Source organism: Pseudomonadota bacterium (assembly GCA_030860485.1).
GTDB lineage: Bacteria > Pseudomonadota > Gammaproteobacteria > JACCXJ01 > JACCXJ01 > JACCXJ01.
The window spans coordinates 1-18,531 of the sequence record JALZID010000237.1 but is presented as its reverse complement, the minus strand read 5'-3'; the positions used below and the strand labels follow the sequence as shown (position 1 = coordinate 18,531).

The following is an 18,531-nucleotide window of genomic DNA, read 5'->3' as shown; positions in this document are numbered from 1 at the left end:
AGAGAACCTCCCGCTCGCTTGTGGCAGTACTACATCCAACTGACCGAGATCGAGCAGGCCTTCAAAGAGCTCAAGAGCGATTTGTCCATCCGCCCGATCTATCACCAGAAGGACCGCCGTATCGAAGCGCACATCTTCGTCGCTTTCATGGCGTATTGCCTTCAGGGAACCCTCAAACACCGGCTACGCGCACTGGCGCCGGGATTAACCCCGAGAGCGGTACTGGAAAAGTTTGCGGCCATGCAGATGGTCGATGTTCATCTACCCACCACCGATGGGCGCTACCTCATCCTACCTCGCTACACACAACCCGACCCTGATCAGCGTCTCCTCTTGTCTCAGATGAGATTGCTACTACCTCAACAGTCACCCCCCAAGATCACCTCCAACGCCGCCCTCGTGGCCTAACCAAAACATGACCTTGTAGTGCCGACCTTTGCGACCCCATGATCGCAAAATCAACAGGTTACTGGCTTTCTTGGCCCGAGTTGCGGAAGTCGGGGTAGTCTCGAAGGTCAGGTGGCGGCCGTCGCGCAGTGTGCCGCGTTTGATCTTGTCTTGCTTGGACGGTCCCCAAGCCGACCGGCCATCGGGCGCGATCACCGCCGGACCGAGATAGTTCGGCATTCCGCGCCCGCCGGCCGTGGTATCGGTCGCTTCGCTGTGCTGAAGCACCACCCGTCTTGGCGATCGCCAGCGACGAGCTATCGACCACGACGACCTCGCCACCGCGACCGCTCGTGTTCGGGGCGGCGGTCGCCTCTCCCGGCACAGGCGGCGTGATGAACCGCGAAACGAACACCCGGGTACCGTCCGCACTGACCGACAGATGACGTGGATTCGGTCCCACCGCGGACGCGCCCCGTCTCGACGCCGGTCGTGGGGGCGAGCCGTAGCAAACAGTCCCATCGACTCCAATGTGACGAAAGCCTGCGAGCCGGCCGAATCGAACACCACCAATCCATGGCCTTCATAGGCGATGCTCATCGATACCGTCGGCGGCGTTGCCGTCAAGGGATGGTGCACCGCCTGAACGAATTCCCGCACGACATTCGCACCGACATCGTCCGTCGCGGTCACCGTCACCGTGTAGCGTCCGGGTTGGGCGAACGTATGGGTCGCGCCAGGCGTCCTGGCCGGCGCCGTCGCTCCGGTACCGTCGCCAAACGACCACGAGAACCTCGGGTTGACGCCGCCGTGCGGTACCGGCGTATAACTCACCGGGGTTCCGGCCGTCTGCGGCGGCGAGGCGATCGGATCCAGCGCCAATGCATCGTTGATCCGCAGGCTGAAGCTGGTAGAGGCAGTGCCGCCTCTCCCGTCGCTTACCGTCACGGTGACGGTCGAGCTGCCGGCCGTGCTCACGGTGCCGGTATGACCCCCGTGCCGGCATTGATCGATAACCCCGCCGGCAGACCCGTGGCGCTGTAACTCAGCGTGTCCCCGTTCGGATCGCTCGCGCCGATGGCGAGATTGACGTTCGCCCCCACCACACTGGATTGGTTCCCTGGATTCGTCACTACCGGCGGTTGGTTGGGCTCGTCACCGTCCAGGTGAAACTCGTTGGAGTAGTGCCGCCCTTGCCGTCGCTGACCGTCACGGTTACGGTCGAGGCGCCGGTCGTGCTCACGGTGCCGGTGATGACCCCCGTGCCGGCGTTGATCGATAACCCCGCCGGCAGGCGCGTGGCGCTATCAGGGTGTCCCGTTCGGATGGCTCGCGCCGATGGCAAGATTGATGTTCGTCCCCACCATATCGGTCTGGTTCCCCAGGTTCGTCACCGCCGACCGTTTGTTGGATAGCGCGGCGCCGAAGGTCACCGTCTTCGCGCTTTTGTTGTTGGCGAAGGTCCCGTGCGCCACCGGCCTCCCCCAGTTCACGCCGTTGGCACTTACATAGAATTTATAGCGGGCGATCCGGCCGTTGGATGAACCGTCCTGCCGCGGCAGGTAACGGAAACCGCCCACCGGATGGCTCCTCCCCATGTCCACCACCAACCAATGCGGCGGCGGCGGACTCGCACCGACAAATCGCGTGTGCCAGAAGGTGCTCGGTTTGCCGTCTATGGCGTTGGCCGCCGGAAAAGGCGGCGAATTTGCGGTCTCCGCGCTGTCCGCGCTCGCCACCCAACCCTTCCGGCCGATGGTATTGCCGCCCCTGTCCAGGACATTGAGCTCCGCCGCCGAGCCCCAGGGCCTGCCGCTGACCTCCGAAACCTCCTCCAGCTTGACGTAACGAAAGCGGCCGCCGCTGCTCACGGGTGCGCCCGTGCCGCTGAGCTTCATGATCTTGGAGACCGACGGCACGCCGGTCGCACTGAGCGCGAACAGCATGTAGTAGCCCGGCGGAGCGATGTTGGTGTTCAAGGGTGAGGTGACGGTAAACGAACCGCCGCCTTTGCGCACGAATTTGAGCGGCAAGAACCGTTGGTCCGTATTGACGGTGTGCGTTGTCGACGACAGGCGCACGAACGTAAACCGACCCACGCCGCCGGTCGTGGCGATCGAAAACGGGGCGTTATAACCGACGACGGGAGGCGCGCCTCGAATGACGGGACGCGGCCCCCGGAAAAGATAAGGCGGACTGTAGATCTCCCCATCGGCATGGTTGACGCCGCAGTTCCCGCATAGGCCACCGCCACCCGAGAACACCCGGCCATCCGGCAACAATAGCGCCGTTGAATGGTAGGTCCGCGGCGTAGCCTGCCTCGCCATCGGGGTCCACGTCTCCGTGTCCGGATTGAACATCTCCGGGACAAAGACGGCGTCGGCATCGGAAAATGCTTTGCCGGTGCCGTTCCCCCCCACCACCAGGACCCGCCCGTCGGGTAATATCACACCGTTGGCATAGCTACGACCGTGTTGCATCGATGCGATTTTCCTGGTGCTGACGGCGCTATTGATATCGATCACGTAAGCGTTGGCGCTCGCCGGGGGGTGCGCTCCGGAGGCGGCGTCGTAGCGTGGACTGCCTCCCGCAGTCAGGATCTTGCCAACGTCGAACATGACCGTCACGTTGTTTTGTGCGTAGATGTCATCACCGCGACGGCCGGCGAACTGGACACTCCCGCCGCCGGCGGTGTCGTACCATTGCATATTGGGCGTGGGACCCGCGGCGAACAGTTTGCCGTTGGGCGCGACCAGGACCTTGAGATGCTCCCCGCTGCGGGGCATGTTTGTTCCCGCGTCCACGGTCATGGGCGTGACCGGTGCACCGGCCAGCACGCTCCAGCCGGCACCGGCGGTCCACAGCTCGCCGACGCCATCGTCCGGAATGCCGCCGAGCGTAAACACCCCGCCGCCGGGTAACGTGGTCGAAGCGTTGTACCAGCGACGGCGGCTCATGCTCGCGCGGCGCACCCATTGATTACGATTGAAATCGTAGATGCTCGTGGTGGTTACGTGCGGCCCGCCGCCGTTGACCAAGAGACGCCCGTCCTCCAGCAAGGTGGTGCCCGGACAGAACATGTCGTGCTTGGTCTGTGTCACGCGAAACTCGGTGACCTTACCGGTGGCGGGGTCGTAGAGATTGGAGTAAGTCTTATCCCGCGCGCCCTTGCCGGATGTGAAGTCAAATCTGTCCCACGAAGAGAAGATCAACAACTTGCCGTTGGGGAGAACGGCCGCGGATATCGGGACCGTGCTGAACTTGATGCGAGGTCCCCATCGGCCTTCCATGCCGGGAGTCGCCGCGAGTAGCGTCTGGGAAAGACCGGCGAAAAACGAGAGGAGGACGAGTAGCCGTACCTTCGACAAGGGCCGGAACCGGAAGTCGCCGGCGGGTTTCGATTGCATAATAGGGAGTCCTTTGTTTCCCAGGTATTGACAGGTGCGACGGACGAGCACGCTACGGGCAGCCGAATGCTGCAAACCAGGTCTGTTGCACGATCCGTCCATCCCAGTTTTTCTGTGATGAATGTCACATTTTACATGCAACGAGCCATGCGTGCGCGCTCGCAGGCGGTGGATCCGAGGAGCCTAACGCAACTTGTTGATCGGTGACAGCTTATCGCGCATCTTTCGAGCATGAGGCTACGACCTACCGTGCGGACCAGGTAGCCGGCGTCTTCGTAAGACGACAGGACAGGCTGATCGTGCAGGCGTTCAGACACCACGGCGCCCCCGGCAGCGTCACCGTGGCCGGGTATCACCCGGGCCGACACCGGTCGGGTCGCGGTTTCGGGCGGCGCGGCTAAACGGGGCGACGCCGCATCATCGACGCCTGTCGATCCTGGCGGGGGGAGCCGTATTTCGGCCGCGTTGTACCAAGCGCCGAACACGCGCCACCGCAGCGACACCTGGCGGTGTCTCGGCAAACGTGCTGGGCGCGGCTACGCCGCGGCGCCCGCCGTGCGGCGGAACGAGTCATCCCAGCGGACTCCATGTTATTGCGCACGCGCGCGGCGCAGTTTGCGCCTCGCGGGCAGCTCGCTGTCGTAGACGCGCTTGACGCCGTCGCCGAGCGACGTCTCGATGTCGCGGATGTTTCGCACCAGGCGCTCGAAGCCCCCGATCTCGACCGAGGCCGCTTGATCGGTGCCCCACATGGCGCGGTCGAGCGTGATATGGCGCTCGATGAAGCTGGCGCCCAGGGCCACCGCCGCGCCCGTGGGGGCGAGGCCGGTCTCGTGGCCGGAGTAGCCGATCGGGGCCTCGAGATAGGCGGCCTTCAGGCTCGGGATCATGCGCAGGTTCAGCTCTTCGAGCTTGCACGGGTAGGTCGAGGTCGAGTGCGCGATGAAGAGTCCGGGCCGCCCACCGGGACCGTGGAGACCGACGGCCTCGACGGCGGTTCGGATCTCCTCCGCCGTCGACATCCCGGTCGAGATCATGACCGGCCGCCCGGTCGCGCGTGCCTTGCGAAGTAAGGGCAGATCGGTCAGGGAGGCGCTGGCGAGCTTGTAGAAGGGCGGATCGAAGCGTTCCATGAACTCGATCGAATCTTCGTCCCAGCACGAGGCCGTCCAGTCGATCCCGAGATCGCGGCAATAACGGTCGATCTCGAGGTAATCCTCGAGCCCGAGCTCGACCCGGAACCGGTAATCGATGTAGCTCATCCGGCCCCAGGGCGTGTCGCGCTCGACGCCCCATTGATCCTTGGGGACGCACACCTCGGGATTGCGCTTCTGAAATTTCGCCATGTCGGCCCCCGCGCGCTTGGCGCCGGCGATGAGCGTCTTGGCGTGGCCGAGCGCACCGTTATGGTTGATGCCGATCTCCGCGATGATGTAGACGGGCTCGCCGTCGCCTATTCTGCGCGCCCCGATATCGACGATTGCCATGGCCCCTCCTGCTTGTCTCTTGCCTTGCCGGACGCAAGATATACGTACGCGCTTCCCCCCACCCTGACCCTCCCCCGCTACGCAGGGGAGGGGATTGGAAACCCTCCCCTGTCCGCGCTTTCGCGGACGGGGGAGGGTCGGGTGGGGGTCCGCCCGCTGTGACCGCGCCTGGTATATGCCTTGAAATACGCTATGCCTGTGGCGTCTTGGTGGGTCGCGCCGGCAGCGCGCCCAACGCGCCGTACCTAGTGCAATGCCAATGCGGATCGTCGCAAAGCCCTTTTACCAGATTGTGAAACCTACCAGGCGGTGAAGCCCCCGTCCACGATGAGGTTGGCCCCCGTCATGTAGGCCGAGGCCTCGGAGGCCAGGAACACCAGCGCGCCTCGATAGTCCGTGGGCGCCGCCATGCGGCCAAGCGGCGTGCGGCGGCCGTATTCCGCGACGAAGAAATCGTCCTGGCCATTCTCGACCCCGCCAGGTGAGAGGGCATTGACGCGCACACCGCTAGCGCCCCAGTAGGCCGCGAGGAAGCGGGTGAAGGCCAGCACCGCGCCCTTGCTGGTCGGGTAGGCGGGGGACTTGTAGAAACGCCGGCGGCCCTCGGGGTCGAGATAGAGCGACTGATCCGGGGCCACGACGCCGTAGGTCGAGGCGATATTGATGATGCTGCCGCGCCCGGCCTCGGCCATGTGCGCACCGATCGCCTGTGAGCAGAGAAAGATCCCGGTCACGTTGACCTTGAGGGCCTGTTCCCAGAGCTCGAGCGGGTAACGCTCGAAGCGCGACGATTCCGGCGCGGTGGACGGGTCCTCGTAGCGGTCGTTCAGCGCCGCGTTGTTGACGAGCACGTCCACCCTTCCTGTGATCGAAAGCACCGCCGCCAGCAGGATTGCGAGGGACTCGGGATCGCTCACGTCGGCGCGATGGCCGAGGGCACTGCCCCCGATCTCGGCGGCCAAGGCATCGCACGCGGCGGCATCGAGGTCCGTCGCCACCACCCGGGCCCCGGCCCCCGCCAGGGCGCGGCAGTGCTCGCGGCCGAGCAGACCGGTCGCGCCGGTCACGATCGCCGTCCGGCCCTCTAGCGAGAAGAGTTCCGTCGTGCTCATCACCCCTCCCGTGCCTGCGCCCTCGGCTTGGTATTGAACCCGCCGGTCTTGCGGAATACGGGCTCGATCGGCGCCCCCTCGAGGGACTCCGAGACCCGCCCAGCATCGACCGCCGCCTCGAGGACGCCGAGCGCCTCGCCGTAGGCGGCGAGCGTGTAGTCGATGTCTTCGGGCGTATGGGCGTCGCAGAGGTTGTGAATGCCGGCCCACAGGATTCCGCGCCGGATCAGCTCCTGCTGCACCAGGGTCTTCATGACCAGCGGATCGCCGGCACGGTTATCGAAACCGACGACTGTCCGGAACGGATAGCCCGTGACCGATACGTAATCGAGCCCGAGCGTCCCGATGATCCGTTGCAAGCCATCCAGGAGCGACTGACCGCGCAGGGCGATGTGCTCGATGACGCCGTGATCGCGAAGGTGCCGGATGCAGGCGATCGAGGCGGCGAGCGACAGGGTCTCGCCCCCGAAGGTGGTAAAAAAAAACACGTCCTTTTCCAGGAGCGACATGACGTCCCGTCGCCCGGTCACGGCCGAGATCGGCATGCCGTTGGCCATGGCCTTGGAGAACAGCGACAGGTCCGAGCGTACCCCCAGGAACGCCTGGGCCCCGCCGAGGGCAGAGCGGAAACCGGTCCACATCTCATCGAAGATGAGGAGCGCGCCATTCCGATCGCAGAGCCGCCGCAGCTCCGCGAGAAAACCGTCTTGCTCGCGCTCGAAGGTGAAGGGCTCCAGGATCACACAGGCGGTGTCGGTATTGAGCGCCGAGAGCACCGAATCGATGTCGTTGTAGCGGAAGGTGCCGGTCAGCTCGGCGGTCGCGGCCGGGATGCCGGCGGCCCGATCGGTCACGGCGATGTACCAGTCGTGCCAGCCATGATAACCGCAGCACAGCACCCGCTCGCGCCCGGTGTAGGCGCGCGCCAGTCGCACCGCGGCACTCGTCGCGTCGCAGCCGGTCTTCGAAAAACGCACCGATTCGGCATGGGGCACGACCTCGCGCAGGAGCTCCGCGAGCTCGACCTCCAGGGGGTGCATGAGCGAGAAGGTGATCCCGTCTTCGAGCTGGCGGCGGATGGCCTCGTCCACCACCGGGTGGCAATAGCCCAGGATGATGGGACCGATGCCCATGTTGAAATCGAGGAACTCGTTGCCGTCCACGTCCCACACCCGCGCGCCGCTGCCGCGCGCGAGGTACTTGGGCGCCACGCCCCGGGAGAACTGCGTGGGTCCCTTGGCGAGCGTCTGGGTACCCGCCGGGACGAGTCCTTGCGCCCGCACCCAGAGGGCGTCCGAGCGCTCGATGCACGGCAGTTCGGGGTTGGATTGGACTCGGTTCGGCATGCGCTCTCCTCAGAGGCGTTCGAGCCGGGCCAGGACCTTGCGCGCCAAGGCCTCCGGCGTGTAGCCCTCGTGCTCCAGGAGCGCCGGGTAGAGCGCCGGTTTGAACCAGCGGTCGGGGAGCGACAGGCACAGTGTTTCGGCCGTGACCCCGGCCTCGAGCAGGGTCTCGGCCAGGATAGAGTACAGGCCGCCAGTCTTGAAGTGGTCCTCGACGACCACCAGAAGCCGGCAGGAATGGGCCAGGGCGACGAGGAGATCCCAGTCCACCGGCTTCAAGGTCCTCAGGTTCACGAGCCCGACCGACAGGCCGTTTTTTCGCAAGCGCTCGGCCGCCTGGTGACACTCCGGAAACAGCACGCCATAGGCCAAGAATGTCGCGTCCCGGCCCTCGGCCAGCACCTCGGCACGGCCGGGGGCGAAGTCGGGGGTGTGGGTGACCACCGGGCCCTGGGCGTTATAGCGGATGTAATACGGTGCGGGATCGAGGAGCACCGTATCGAGCCCGATCAGCAAATCATCGAGGTCCGCGGGACAGAAGACCTTCATGTTGGGGATGCCGCGCATGAGCGCCACGTCCTCGATGGCTTGATGGGTCGGGCCGTTGGCCTCCGAGACGAAACCCGGGAAGCTCCCCACGAGCTTGACGGGCAGGCCCGGGATCCCGACATCGGTGCGGATGAACTCGAAGGCCCGGAGCGTCAGGAAGGCCGCGAGCGCGTGGATGACCGGGATGCGGCCGCGCAGCGCCAGTCCCGCCGCCATTCCGACCATGGTTTGCTCGGCGATCCCGACATCGATGAAGCGCGGCCCTAAGCGCTCGGGCAGTCTCCGGATCGCGGCCCGGTTCTCGGCCGTCATGACAACGAGGCGCTCGTCCTCTTCGGCGAGACGGTGCAGGGCGTCTTCGTAGGTCATCAGCTAGCCAATGGATCAGGCGCTAGCGCGCCACGATGGTCTCGCTCGCGAGCACCGCTCGACGTGTCCCCTCCAGCTCGTCTAGAAGCATCTCGACCTCCCCGGAGGTGAAGTTGCAGAACCAGCGGTCGGCGCGGGCCGTCAAGCTCGGCAGGCCCTGGCCGCGCACGGTGTCCGCGATGACGGCGCTTGGCCGGCCCAGGGCGATCGGGATGCGCGCCAGGCCGCGTTCGATGGAATCGAAGTCGTGGCCGTCGATGCGCAAGGCCGCCCAGCCGAAGGCATGGAACTTCTCTTCGAGGGGTTCGAGCGGGATCAGGTCCTCGGTCGCGACGTTGGCCTGAAAGCCGTTGCGGTCCACGATGGCCACGAGGTTGTCCATCCCCTTGGCGGCCGCGACCAGGGCCGCCTCCCACACCGATCCCTCGTTCAGCTCCCCGTCGCCGAGGACCACCACCACGCGGTTCGGGCCGCCGCGTAGCCTCACGTCGAGCGCGATGCCGAGGCCCACCGAAAGCAGGTGGCCGAGCGAGCCGGAATGGAACTCTACGCCCGGGATATTACGGTTCGGGTGCCAGTAGATGTCGTCGCCGGGCGCAAGGTGTCGTTCGAGGCGTGCGGGATCGAGGACTCCAAGCTCGGCGAATAGCCCGTACAACGCGGGGACATCGTGTCCCTTCGAGAGCAAGAGATAATCGCGCTCGGGGTCCTCTAGCCGCGCCAGATCGAATCTGAGCCAGCGGGCATAGAGATACGTCAAGAGATCCACGCACGACAGCGAGGCCCCGATGAAGCAACCCCCGCGGGTCGCCATGCGGACGATATGACCGCGCACGCGATGGGCGAGCGCTTCGAGGTGTTTTTCGTCCTCTTGTGTCATCGGGATGCTACGGTGCGAGTCTCTCCAGGATCGATGGTGCGGAGCCGATGCAGGTGATGGCGATACCAGTTGACGCCGGCGTACTTCGCATTGATCGCCGCAAGCCCGGGTCGGCGGCCCAAGAGGTCCAGGATGTCGTAGAGCCCGAAAGCGGGATCGGCGGGATACAGGGCCTCGTATACCCGCCGGACGAATTCATAGTCCTCGGGATAATCGATGGTCCAGCGGTGCGACATCGAATAGTCCCTGCCGGGGCGGCCGTCGGCTCGCTCCTCCCACGCGACATTACTCAATGAAAACCGTTCCGGCCGCTCCCAGATGAACGGCGTCGTGTGCTCGCGTTCGAAATCCAATCGGGCTTCGCGCCAGGCGGTCTCCAGGACCTCGACGGTCATTACCTCGGCATCATTGCCATCCGGGAATGAGGCGGGGTGCAGGTTGCTCGTGTAATCGCTGTCTCCTTCCGCGAAGCCTGCGAAGACCGCGTCGATGACCGCCGGATCGACGAGCGGGCAGTCGGACGGCACCTTGGCGACCACCACCGCCGTGTAGCGGCACGCGACCGCCAGGTGACGGTCGAGGAGATCGGTCGGGTGCCCCCGAAAGACCTCGATACCTGCCGCGCGGCACACCGAGACGAGCGCATCGTCGGCGGGATCGGTCGTCGTAGCCACCACGATCCGCACCGGGGTCTTCATGCGCGCCACGCGCTCGACCATGCGCACGATGAGCGGCTCGCCGGCGAGGTCCATCAAGACCTTGCCCGGCAGGCGGGTCGAACCCAGCCGTGCCTGCACGACGACGAGTGATTCAGCCTTGCTCATACGGGCCATCCCCTCCCGAACCCAGCCCCTGCCATCGTCTTTCGCCCACCGCTCCCGCATGACGCGGATCATACCCGGCAGCACTGGCCGAAGGAATTATGTCACTTGACGCCATAACTGGTCTACGGCACATTGCGCCATATCGTGCCCGCACCCGCATCTTCCACGACAAAGCCATCCATCCCGACGATGGCGCCATCGTGGAGATGACGATCTAGGCAGTGCCGGAACCGGTGTCGGGCAGCGCCCACCGGTTGAAGTATTCCCTTTTCTACGGCTACGCGGGGCGTCGGGTGATAAGTTATGACAACGAGCGCGGCAAGGGCGACCACCGACATCTCGGGGATTTGGAGGAACCTTAATACCTTCACCACCGTCGAGCAGCTGGTGGCCGACTTTCTAACGGACGTGCGGAAAGCGAGAGGCGTTGGTGACAGCCGGGTTGCTGGTGCGCGACGATCAGGGCATTCATACTGAGCTCGATGAATTACACGCCACACTGAGCTTACAGTGATATCAGCCCGGTCGACCCCTATCGATGACCGGCCCGGCACCCGGGTATGCCGACACCGCATCTGCGACGGCCGCCGATGAACGCCAAGCCGCTCCTTGAGCGCTTTGCAGCAGCACGACGATTTCTATGATTTCGTACCGGCGTCTTCCGCGATCATCGGGACCGCCAGGTCCGCCGGAACGGACCGGCCTTTTCGAACGTGATGCCTCTTCCGAAGAGGTGGTCGTCGCCTACCACGAACGCACCAAGCACCACTTCCATCGGTTTGCGGCCGCGCTCGGATACATGGATTGGGCCACGCAGCCCGATCCGTTTCGGCGCTACGCGGGAGCGCCCCTCGTGCGTCTCCCGCTGCCCCGAGCGGGCCGCTTGCTTCCCTACCGGCATCTCTATGCCAGCGGGACCGTAGCGCCGGAGCCGCTGTCGCTGGAGTCGGTGTCGCTGTTCTTCCGCTACGCCCTGTCTCTCACCGCGTGGAAGCGATTCGGCGAGGCCACGTGGTCCTTGCGCGCCAACCCCTCGAGCGGGAACCTTCATCCGACCGAGGGCTATGCCGTTCTGCCCGCGATCGAGGGGCTCGGCGATACGGCCGCCGTGTACCACTATGCCCCGAGGGCGCACGCCCTCGAGCAGCGGGCGGTTCTCGGCACAGAGCGATGGACCGAGATCCTCGCGCCCTTCCCTGAAGCGGGCTTCCTCGTGGGTCTGTCGTCCGTGCCTTGGCGGGAGGCCTGGAAGTACGGCGAGCGCGCGTTCCGGTACTGCCAGCACGATGTCGGGCACGCGCTGGCCGCCCTGCGCATCGCGGCAGCCGCCCTCGGTTGGAGATTGGTGCTCCTCGATGGCGTCGGCGATGGCAGCCTCGCGAGCCTCCTCGGACTCAGCCGGGACTTCGGGGAGGCAGAGCGGGAGGAGCCGGAGATCCTGGCCCTGGTCGCGCCGGCACTGTCGTCGAGGATTTCACATGAATTGAACTCGGTGAGGGTGGACGGCGTGCTGTGGCAGGGCCGGGCCAATCGGCTGAGCCCCGGGCACGCCGTCGAGTGGCCCGTGATCGCCGAGGTCACGCGGGCCACGCGGGGCACAGAGGCGTCGATCACGGAACATTGGTCCGGGTTTCCTGAAGAGGAGGCCCTCATCGAGATACCCGTCCACTCGGGCCTACTCACCGCCGAGCAGGCGATCCTCGGCCGCCGCAGCGCGGTGGCCATGGATGGCTCGACCGCGATCTCACAGGGCACATTTTTCCGCATGCTCGCGCGCTTGATCCCGACACGAGAGCCGCGAGCCATGCCCTGGGATGCGATCCCGTGGCGGCCGCGCATCCATCTCGGGCTATTCGTCCACCGCGTCGATGGCCTGTCCCCGGGACTTTACGCGCTACCCCGGGATCCGGACAAGATCGAGATCCTCAAGGGCGTGATGCATCCAGGATTTCGTTGGCAGCGGGTGCCCGCTTGTCCCCCGGGGCTCCCCCTGTATCTCTTGCAGGAAGGCGACTGTCGAGCGCTGGCGGCCAGGGTCTCCTGCGGCCAGGATATCGCCGGCGACGGGGCGTTCAGCCTCGGAATGATCGCCGACTACCGGGACAGCCTGACGACCTATGGCGCGGCGTTCTACCGGAATCTCTTCTGGGAGGCCGGCATGGTGGGGCAGGTGCTCTACCTCGAGGCCGAAGAGGCGGGCATTCGGTCCACGGGGATCGGCTGTTACTTCGACGACCCGGTCCAGGAGGTCTTCGGGATCGACTCGATGGAGTGGCAGAGCTTCTACCACTTCACGGTGGGTGGCCCGGTCGAGGACCTGCGCCTGATGACCCTGCCCGCATACGACCGGGCGCTCCCGGGCCGGGGCGGGGAGACGGACTAAACCGGTCGAGAGCGCGCACATTTGGATGCCCGTCGGAGATTGTGTGATCCGTGCGGGGGCTTGATCAGACACCCAAAAAATAGGTCAATTGCTTCAACGCTCGTTCTCCGAGCCCCGCCGTGGTGACGCTCGCTTCCGACTCCCTGCCGGCGACCGACGCCTTGCAGTAGGTTGCCGCAGCCCGGAAGCTGCCCCCGGTGGCTCGAAACACCGCGGTGAGCGCCTCAGGCGTTTTCTTGAGCGTCACGAACTGCTCGTTGGTTGGCGACGTCAGTTCCTGCGCCATGAACGACCATACCTGGCCGCTAGAACGGTAGCCCCCGTGTGACGTGACGACGTCCTTGCAGTTGATGACCGTGACGAGCTGTGAATGATCGATGATCGCGCGCGGATCCTCCGGCCCGGAATACCACACCCGTAGCACGGGGTCATTCTTGGAGTGAAAGACGTAGAAGCACGCCGACTGCCTCGATGCGTCGAAGTAGCGCTCCCCTTGTTCGACCGACTCGTTGTCGACCGCCGACGCGAAGTTCCAGGCGTTGCGCACCACCTGCGACGAAGCTTCTCTCAGCGCCTCGAACGCAACATGTGCACCGAGGCTGTGCGTATTGAGATCGACCGTCGCTCCGCAGCCACGTAGATCCGCAAGCAGCCGGCCGAATCGCGGAGCGGTGTCATCGGCCCGGCCACGGGCGAAGGGAAACGACACACCAGTCGCACCGCCCGGCCAAGCGAAGCCCACGAGAGCATCGTACGGTCGACTCGCCGCTCCAAGAAAACCAAGCAGCCGCATTTGCGCGTCGATTGTGCGATACGAACCGAGAACATCGAGTCGCTCGTTGTTGTAGCCGTGCACGAGCACCGTGATCCGCTTTTGCGCCATAGCCTACAAAAAAAGCGGCGGGCGTTATGACAAGGCCATTACCGTTGTCCAAGTCGAGCTCCCGGATTTCGTCCATCGGCGAAAACTCGGTGGCGGACCAGAAATCCTTCCGACAGCTCACGACAAACATCGTTGACATCGAATCCTCCTGTAACCGCTGTAGTTGTGAAAACAGATCACCGGCAACGATTGGCGATTGCGCATGGTCTCGTAAAACAAGATAGGCCGCGCCGGACAAGAAGGCTTGGAAAGGCGACGACGATCCAAGGCGCCGGCTGGCGGCATGGGTTGGGCCAAGGCGCCTGAAGGATCCCACGACGGAGCCCCGGAGACAATCGATGGGTTTCCGGTGAAGCGCTGAAGACTGGCAGCGACGCTGCTCAGGCGACCCTGGCGCTCTGGCCGGGCGCAGCCACCCGCTCGCCAACTCGCAATGCCCAGACATGGCGGTTCTCTAATGGCGTTTGATCGGAGCCCGGCTATCTGCTTCCCCTTGACGTCGATGGGGGAAGCGATCCTTTGCCGTGATGCCAAGCGGCTCGAAGACGCGCTACGTCCAGTCGCGGTAGCCGAGTCTCTCTGAGGTCGAGAGGATCTCCGCGGGCGGTCCGTGCCTCGATCACGCCCCGGGACTTCGGCTCCCTTCAACGACCGTCACGAGATACTACACTTTGCTATATGAGCTTGACAGCGAAGAGCGCCGCGGCGAGGAAGAGACCATGACCATCGGAGTGGGATCCCCCGACTTCCTGCGCATGTTCCCGACCGTTGTCTGGACGCTGCAGTTGGACGACGAGGCCACCCGGGCGATCAACCCGGCCATTCTGCGCCGAGTGGCGGAGATCCGGGCCTCGGCAGGAAAGCCCTCGGGCGGCGAAAACTGGCAATCGGGACATGCGCTCCACCGGCTTGATGAATTCCGTGATCTTGTGGAAGCCATTCAGGCCACGACACGGAAAGTGTTGTCATTCATCGAGATCGCCTCCGACGACTTCGAGATCACCGGTTGCTGGGCCAACGTGAACGGGATAGGGGCGTCCCACGGTGTGCACACCCACCCCAACAATTTCCTGAGCGGGGTCTATTACGTGCAGACGCAAGCAGGCGCCGATACCATCAACTTCCACGACCCGCGCGTTCAGACCGCGATCCTCCGGCCCCCGGTCAAGGCGCTCACCGCGGACAACACGGATCAGGTGGTCGTGCGGGTCCGGGAGGGAACGCTCTTGCTGTTTCCGGCCTGGCTCCCCCACTCTGTCGATCCCAATAGGAGCGCCCGAGAGCGCATCAGCATCAGCTTCAATATCATGTTCACCGCCTGCGCCGCGACGTTGAGCCCGCCGCTCTGGGGCGCGAATCGTTAGGGATCGATGGTCGCAGCAGGGTGGTGGTGAGAAATCCGGGTTAGATGTCCAGTCGCAGATCGGTAACCACCCCGGCGGGGGGCCGATAGATGGCGCCGGGAAAGCCACAGGACGGCCCCTTTCACCCGCACGGTGAACACCGTAGTATCACGGATCGGGATGACCGGGCGGTGCGCGATGGGATGCTGCCCGAGCGGGCGAGGAGGGCCCAAAACTTTGTGCGCTCGTACGGTGCCGATGCCGGGCGCGGCGATCCCCCCGTAAAGCCAGCTTGCAATCCCCAAGGTACTCACGTCGACCCCGATTATGCCGAGGTTCATCAAACTCACCCTGCCGGCGCTCGTCCTCGTCGCGCTGGCCGCCGGCGGACGGGTCTATCTTGCACGTGAGTCGGCCCAGCCTGGGTCGACACACCGTGAGAGCGGCCCGGGTCCGGCGCCCGCCGCCGCGACGATGGTCCCTCGGGGCATGCCTGTGACCACGGTTCCGGTGCGGGTCGGCATCGCGCGCGTCATGGTGGACACGGTGGGGAGCCTCCTGGCCGACGAGGCCGTGGTGCTGCGCCCGGAGATCGACGGCCGCATCCAGTCGCTCGCCTTCACCGAGGGACAGGCGGCGGCACGCGGGGACGCTCTCATCGCCTTGGACCCGGCCGAATATGAAGCCGATGTCGCGCAGAAGGAGGCGACCGCGGACCTCTGGCAGCTCAAATTCAGCCATGCTCGGGACCTCAGCTCACCGCAATCGCGCCGGGAATGGGCCCAGAGACGCTGACCCTGGTAGTGCCGGGGCTTTTCGGATCGGGACATGCGCAAGAGAAACTCCCGGCCCTGGAACGCCTCATCGCGCGTGCCGATCCCTGCGCCGGGCCCGTCGTTCCACACGAGACCTATGAGGCGGCACTGTGCGGGCTTTTCGGCATCCGAGCGGTGCCGGGACGGGACCTGCCCATCGCCGCCTTGACCCATCTCGTGGATTTCGATGCGGGTCACGACGGTAGCTGGATGCGCGCCGATCCCGTGTATCTGCGCGCCGATCTCGGGCGATTGCGGCTCTTCGATGGGGAAGGATTGCTTCTCGCGCGGGACGAGGCCTTGGGACTTTCGGCCGAGATCGCGGGCGTCTTGGGCGAGCATGGATTCGTGCTCCACATCGGGCGGGATAGTCGGCGCTGGTATCTCCGGCTCCCGAACGTCCCCGACATCGTCACCCGGCCCCCTCTGGCGGCCTTGGGGGACCACATCGACCCCTATCTCCCGAGCGGGCCGGAACGGCGTTTCTGGCACCGGCTCGCGAACGATGTCCAGATGGTCCTCCACGGCGCCGCGATCAACGCCGCACGCGAGGGGCGTGGCGAGGCTCCCATCAATAGCCTGTGGTTCTGGGGCGCCGGCACGATGCCGGCGAGGACCCCCGTACGCTGGGCTCGGGTGCTTGCCGACGATGTGCTGGGCCTCGGGCTCGCCCGGCACGGCGAGATCGCGCACGGGCCTGTGCCGCGGGGCGCTTGCGACCTCTGGACACGAGGGGAAATCGAGGGAGATGTCCTCGTGGTGCTCCGGCCGGACGCGCGGGCGGGTGGGGAGCAGGTACCCGGCCCATCCGATCCCCTGCACCGAATCGAAGAGCACTGGTTCGCCCCGCTCCTCAGGATGCTAAAGGGCCGGCGGCTCGCACGCTTGACCGTCCATACGGATACCCGGTGCTTCACGATCACCCCGGCCGGGGCCTGGCGGGTGTGGCGCCGGGCGAGGCCCTTGCCGTCCTCGTCGATGTGGTGAACGAAGTGAACCGCATCGATCGTGAGGCCGATGCGATTCCTTCGCCACCGCATCCTGTCGGGCTAGCTCAGGACTTACGGCACGCCGCGCGGCCGTTCGCAGCTCGTGGCCGTATCGGTTCCGCGACCGTCGTCACAACGGTCCCGACCACCGCCACCGTTCAGGACAGCGCTCGACCCGCACCCCTTGAACGACGGTTCTGCCGTCATCGAAAAGTACTTGCTCACCGGGCGTAAACGTGAAGTCGTCCGCGCTATCAATACTACAGTTCGCAAAGTTTGGGGCACAGTTGTCGTTGAAGAAGTCATGCTGCGGGTGACTGGCGGTTATCTCGAAGGTCCGTGGACCGGCTGACGCAAAGAGAGGCACGGAGACGTTGTCCTCTTCGGCGCACATGGTGGGTCGAGAAACGTTTTGTGCGATAAGGCTTGCAGCGCGGCATTTTCCGTGCTGGCGATCGCCAAAGCGGGCATCAGCGAGATTGCAACAGCCCCATCATTTGCGAAATGGCTGCAGAGGTGAACGCATCCGGCGGAACGCCGACAAAGCGGGCTTCCGCCGTCGCTTAACGTTCACGAGGATTACGCCAAAACCGGGGCTGCCGCATGGGTAACGGATGAATACGTTCGATGAACCACATACCTTTGCGCGATCAATCGGCGCCATCGGGTCTTGGGACGCTGTTTTTGTCGGAACCTATGGAGCCGGTTCCAACCTACAATGTGGCGATGTCGAACTATCGTCGGCCAGGTATCTGGCCTCAGGCCATGAGTCTCGATGCTTATTGCATGAACCAACCGTGGCTCACGACCAGCGACTGGCCGGTGAGCGCATTGGATGGAAATGAAGCGAAGAACACCGCTGCGGCAGCGACGTCCTCAACGGTTGTAAACTGGCCATCGACGGTGTCTTTGAGCATCACGTTTCTGATCACCTCTGCCTCTGAAATTCCAAGCTCTTTGGCTTGCTCGGGGATCTGCTTGTCGACGAGTGGCGTGCGCACGAAGCCGGGGCAAATAACATTGGCGCGCACGCCGTGTTGCGCACCCTCCTTGGCGACTACCTTGGCCAGCCCGATGAGGCCATGCTTGGCCGTGACATAAGGCGCCTTGAGTTTGGATGCCTCCTTGGAGTGCACCGAGCCCATATAAATGATGCTCCCTCCGGTGCCTTGCTTGTACATTTGCCGCAAGGCGGCGCGAGTCGTTAGAAAAGCGCCATCCAGATGGATCGCGAGCAGCTTCTTCCATTGCTTGAATTCGAATTGATCGAGCGCCTCTACGATCTGAATGCCGGCATTGCTGACCAGCACATCGATGCTGTCGAAGGCGTCGATCGCCTTCGTCATGCCGGCTTCCACCTGCGCCTCGTCCGTAACATCCATGGCGACGCCAAGCGCTCGTTGCGTCCGCGCGCCGAGCTCATCGGCCACGGCGTCCGCGTCTTGCTGATCGAGATCGGCGATAACGACTTTCGCGCCCTCCTTCGAGAAGGCGTGCGCGATTTCCTTGCCGATGCCGCTTGCGGCTCCGGTGATGACGGCAACTTTGTCTTTGAGGGGCATTGAAATCCTCCTGCGCAAACAATCCTGGATTACTGCGGGTGCAATATTTATTATATGGGACTGGGTCAGTGGTGTCCGACAGGTTTCAAAGCAAGACCAGTCTGGTTACTGGAGATGGTCGGTTCTTCGATTGGCGCCATGTCGGTAAGCAACTGAAGCAAAGGCATTTGCTCGAAAGGCGTCACGCTCAGGATCTGT

17 protein-coding genes and 2 pseudogenes are annotated in these 18,531 nt (G+C 64.6%); 7 read left to right on the top strand and 12 right to left on the bottom strand.

The genetic code is table 11. From position 1 onward, the window contains the following. The coding region (locus M3461_14555) for a transposase (GenBank protein MDQ3775477.1) at window positions 1-408 on the top strand (408 nt) is incomplete at its 5' end. On the opposite strand, the gene M3461_14550 is transcribed toward M3461_14555, so the two are convergent. From M3461_14550 to M3461_14505, 10 genes and pseudogenes are all read right to left on the bottom strand, one after another. Beyond that, the gene (locus M3461_14550; protein ID MDQ3775476.1) at window positions 367-1,221 is read right to left on the bottom strand and encodes a PKD domain-containing protein; all 855 of its coding nucleotides are present in this window, start codon (window positions 1,219-1,221) and stop codon (window positions 367-369) included. The two genes, M3461_14555 and M3461_14550, sit on opposite strands and share 42 nt — an antisense overlap. Before the next feature lie 99 nt (window positions 1,222-1,320). After that, window positions 1,321-1,520, bottom strand: a pseudogene (locus tag M3461_14545) (putative Ig domain-containing protein). Next, window positions 1,520-1,732, bottom strand: coding sequence for an Ig domain-containing protein (locus M3461_14540; GenBank protein MDQ3775475.1), 213 nt, complete (start codon window positions 1,730-1,732; stop codon window positions 1,520-1,522). Before M3461_14540 ends, M3461_14545 begins: the two are co-directional and overlap by 1 nt. After that, window positions 1,695-3,794 carry a DUF1929 domain-containing protein gene (locus M3461_14535; protein ID MDQ3775474.1) on the bottom strand — a complete coding sequence of 700 codons (2,100 nt, stop codon included), beginning with the start codon at window positions 3,792-3,794 and terminating at the stop codon, window positions 1,695-1,697. Before M3461_14535 ends, M3461_14540 begins: the two co-directional genes overlap by 38 nt. Window positions 3,795-4,384: 590 nt before the next feature. Continuing rightward, complete coding sequence (locus tag M3461_14530) at window positions 4,385-5,281, bottom strand: N-acetylneuraminate synthase family protein (GenBank protein MDQ3775473.1); 897 nt, start codon at window positions 5,279-5,281, stop codon at window positions 4,385-4,387. Between the two features lie 299 nt (window positions 5,282-5,580). Continuing rightward, window positions 5,581-6,393: an SDR family oxidoreductase gene (locus tag M3461_14525; GenBank protein MDQ3775472.1), complete on the bottom strand. Its 813-nt coding sequence runs from the start codon at window positions 6,391-6,393 to the stop codon at window positions 5,581-5,583. Beyond that, window positions 6,393-7,739: an aminotransferase class III-fold pyridoxal phosphate-dependent enzyme gene (locus M3461_14520; protein MDQ3775471.1), complete on the bottom strand. Its 1,347-nt coding sequence runs from the start codon at window positions 7,737-7,739 to the stop codon at window positions 6,393-6,395. The genes M3461_14525 and M3461_14520 overlap by 1 nt, the downstream gene beginning before the upstream one ends. Before the next feature lie 9 nt (window positions 7,740-7,748). Continuing rightward, a complete protein-coding gene (locus M3461_14515) occupies window positions 7,749-8,654 on the bottom strand; it encodes a transketolase (GenBank protein MDQ3775470.1) in 906 nt (301 codons plus the stop codon). Window positions 8,655-8,676: 22 nt separating this feature from the next. Next, window positions 8,677-9,534: a transketolase gene (locus M3461_14510; protein ID MDQ3775469.1), complete on the bottom strand. Its 858-nt coding sequence runs from the start codon at window positions 9,532-9,534 to the stop codon at window positions 8,677-8,679. After that, window positions 9,531-10,358 carry a glycosyltransferase family protein gene (locus M3461_14505; protein ID MDQ3775468.1) on the bottom strand — a complete coding sequence of 276 codons (828 nt, stop codon included), beginning with the start codon at window positions 10,356-10,358 and terminating at the stop codon, window positions 9,531-9,533. Before M3461_14505 ends, M3461_14510 begins: the two co-directional genes overlap by 4 nt. 206 nt (window positions 10,359-10,564) lie before the next feature. Between M3461_14505 and M3461_14500 the strand changes: the two are divergent. Beyond that, window positions 10,565-10,835, top strand: a pseudogene (locus M3461_14500) (DUF6516 family protein). Between the two features lie 256 nt (window positions 10,836-11,091). After that, complete coding sequence (locus M3461_14495) at window positions 11,092-12,741, top strand: SagB/ThcOx family dehydrogenase (protein ID MDQ3775467.1); 1,650 nt, start codon at window positions 11,092-11,094, stop codon at window positions 12,739-12,741. A 64-nt stretch (window positions 12,742-12,805) separates the two neighbouring features. Here the strand turns inward: M3461_14495 and M3461_14490 are convergent, their stop codons facing one another. After that, complete coding sequence (locus tag M3461_14490; protein ID MDQ3775466.1) at window positions 12,806-13,603, bottom strand: alpha/beta hydrolase; 798 nt, start codon at window positions 13,601-13,603, stop codon at window positions 12,806-12,808. A gap of 740 nt (window positions 13,604-14,343) precedes the next feature. On the opposite strand from M3461_14490, the gene M3461_14485 reads away from it, so the two are divergent. From M3461_14485 to M3461_14470, 4 genes are all read left to right on the top strand, one after another. Next, window positions 14,344-14,988, top strand: coding sequence for a 2OG-Fe(II) oxygenase family protein (locus M3461_14485; protein MDQ3775465.1), 645 nt, complete (start codon window positions 14,344-14,346; stop codon window positions 14,986-14,988). A 306-nt stretch (window positions 14,989-15,294) separates the two neighbouring features. Continuing rightward, window positions 15,295-15,762, top strand: coding sequence for a biotin/lipoyl-binding protein (locus M3461_14480; GenBank protein MDQ3775464.1), 468 nt, complete (start codon window positions 15,295-15,297; stop codon window positions 15,760-15,762). Beyond that, window positions 15,744-16,769, top strand: coding sequence for a hypothetical protein (locus M3461_14475; GenBank protein MDQ3775463.1), 1,026 nt, complete (start codon window positions 15,744-15,746; stop codon window positions 16,767-16,769). The genes M3461_14480 and M3461_14475 overlap by 19 nt, the downstream gene beginning before the upstream one ends. A 186-nt stretch (window positions 16,770-16,955) precedes the next feature. Then, the gene (locus M3461_14470) at window positions 16,956-17,123 is read left to right on the top strand and encodes a hypothetical protein (protein ID MDQ3775462.1); all 168 of its coding nucleotides are present in this window, start codon (window positions 16,956-16,958) and stop codon (window positions 17,121-17,123) included. Between the two features lie 427 nt (window positions 17,124-17,550). Here the strand turns inward: M3461_14470 and M3461_14465 are convergent, their stop codons facing one another. Further along, window positions 17,551-18,333 (bottom strand): 3-hydroxybutyrate dehydrogenase, encoded by a 783-nt coding sequence (locus M3461_14465; GenBank protein MDQ3775461.1) that lies wholly within the window; start codon window positions 18,331-18,333, stop codon window positions 17,551-17,553. Window positions 18,334-18,531 lie beyond the last annotated feature (198 nt).

What these genes read in the sequence shown, in the direction of transcription:
- M3461_14535 (MDQ3775474.1), bottom strand. Translation starts at nt 3,794, where the DNA reads ATGCAATCGAAACCCGCCGGCGACTTCCGGTTCCGGCCCTTGTCGAAG.
- M3461_14530 (MDQ3775473.1), bottom strand. Translation starts at nt 5,281, where the DNA reads ATGGCAATCGTCGATATCGGGGCGCGCAGAATAGGCGACGGCGAGCCC.
- M3461_14525 (MDQ3775472.1), bottom strand. Translation starts at nt 6,393, where the DNA reads ATGAGCACGACGGAACTCTTCTCGCTAGAGGGCCGGACGGCGATCGTG.
- M3461_14520 (MDQ3775471.1), bottom strand. Translation starts at nt 7,739, where the DNA reads ATGCCGAACCGAGTCCAATCCAACCCCGAACTGCCGTGCATCGAGCGC.
- M3461_14515 (MDQ3775470.1), bottom strand. Translation starts at nt 8,654, where the DNA reads ATGACCTACGAAGACGCCCTGCACCGTCTCGCCGAAGAGGACGAGCGC.
- M3461_14510 (MDQ3775469.1), bottom strand. Translation starts at nt 9,534, where the DNA reads ATGACACAAGAGGACGAAAAACACCTCGAAGCGCTCGCCCATCGCGTG.
- M3461_14505 (MDQ3775468.1), bottom strand. Translation starts at nt 10,358, where the DNA reads ATGAGCAAGGCTGAATCACTCGTCGTCGTGCAGGCACGGCTGGGTTCG.
- M3461_14485 (MDQ3775465.1), top strand. Translation starts at nt 14,344, where the DNA reads ATGACCATCGGAGTGGGATCCCCCGACTTCCTGCGCATGTTCCCGACC.
- M3461_14480 (MDQ3775464.1), top strand. Translation starts at nt 15,295, where the DNA reads ATGCCGAGGTTCATCAAACTCACCCTGCCGGCGCTCGTCCTCGTCGCG.
- M3461_14475 (MDQ3775463.1), top strand. Translation starts at nt 15,744, where the DNA reads ATGGGCCCAGAGACGCTGACCCTGGTAGTGCCGGGGCTTTTCGGATCG.
- M3461_14465 (MDQ3775461.1), bottom strand. Translation starts at nt 18,333, where the DNA reads ATGCCCCTCAAAGACAAAGTTGCCGTCATCACCGGAGCCGCAAGCGGC.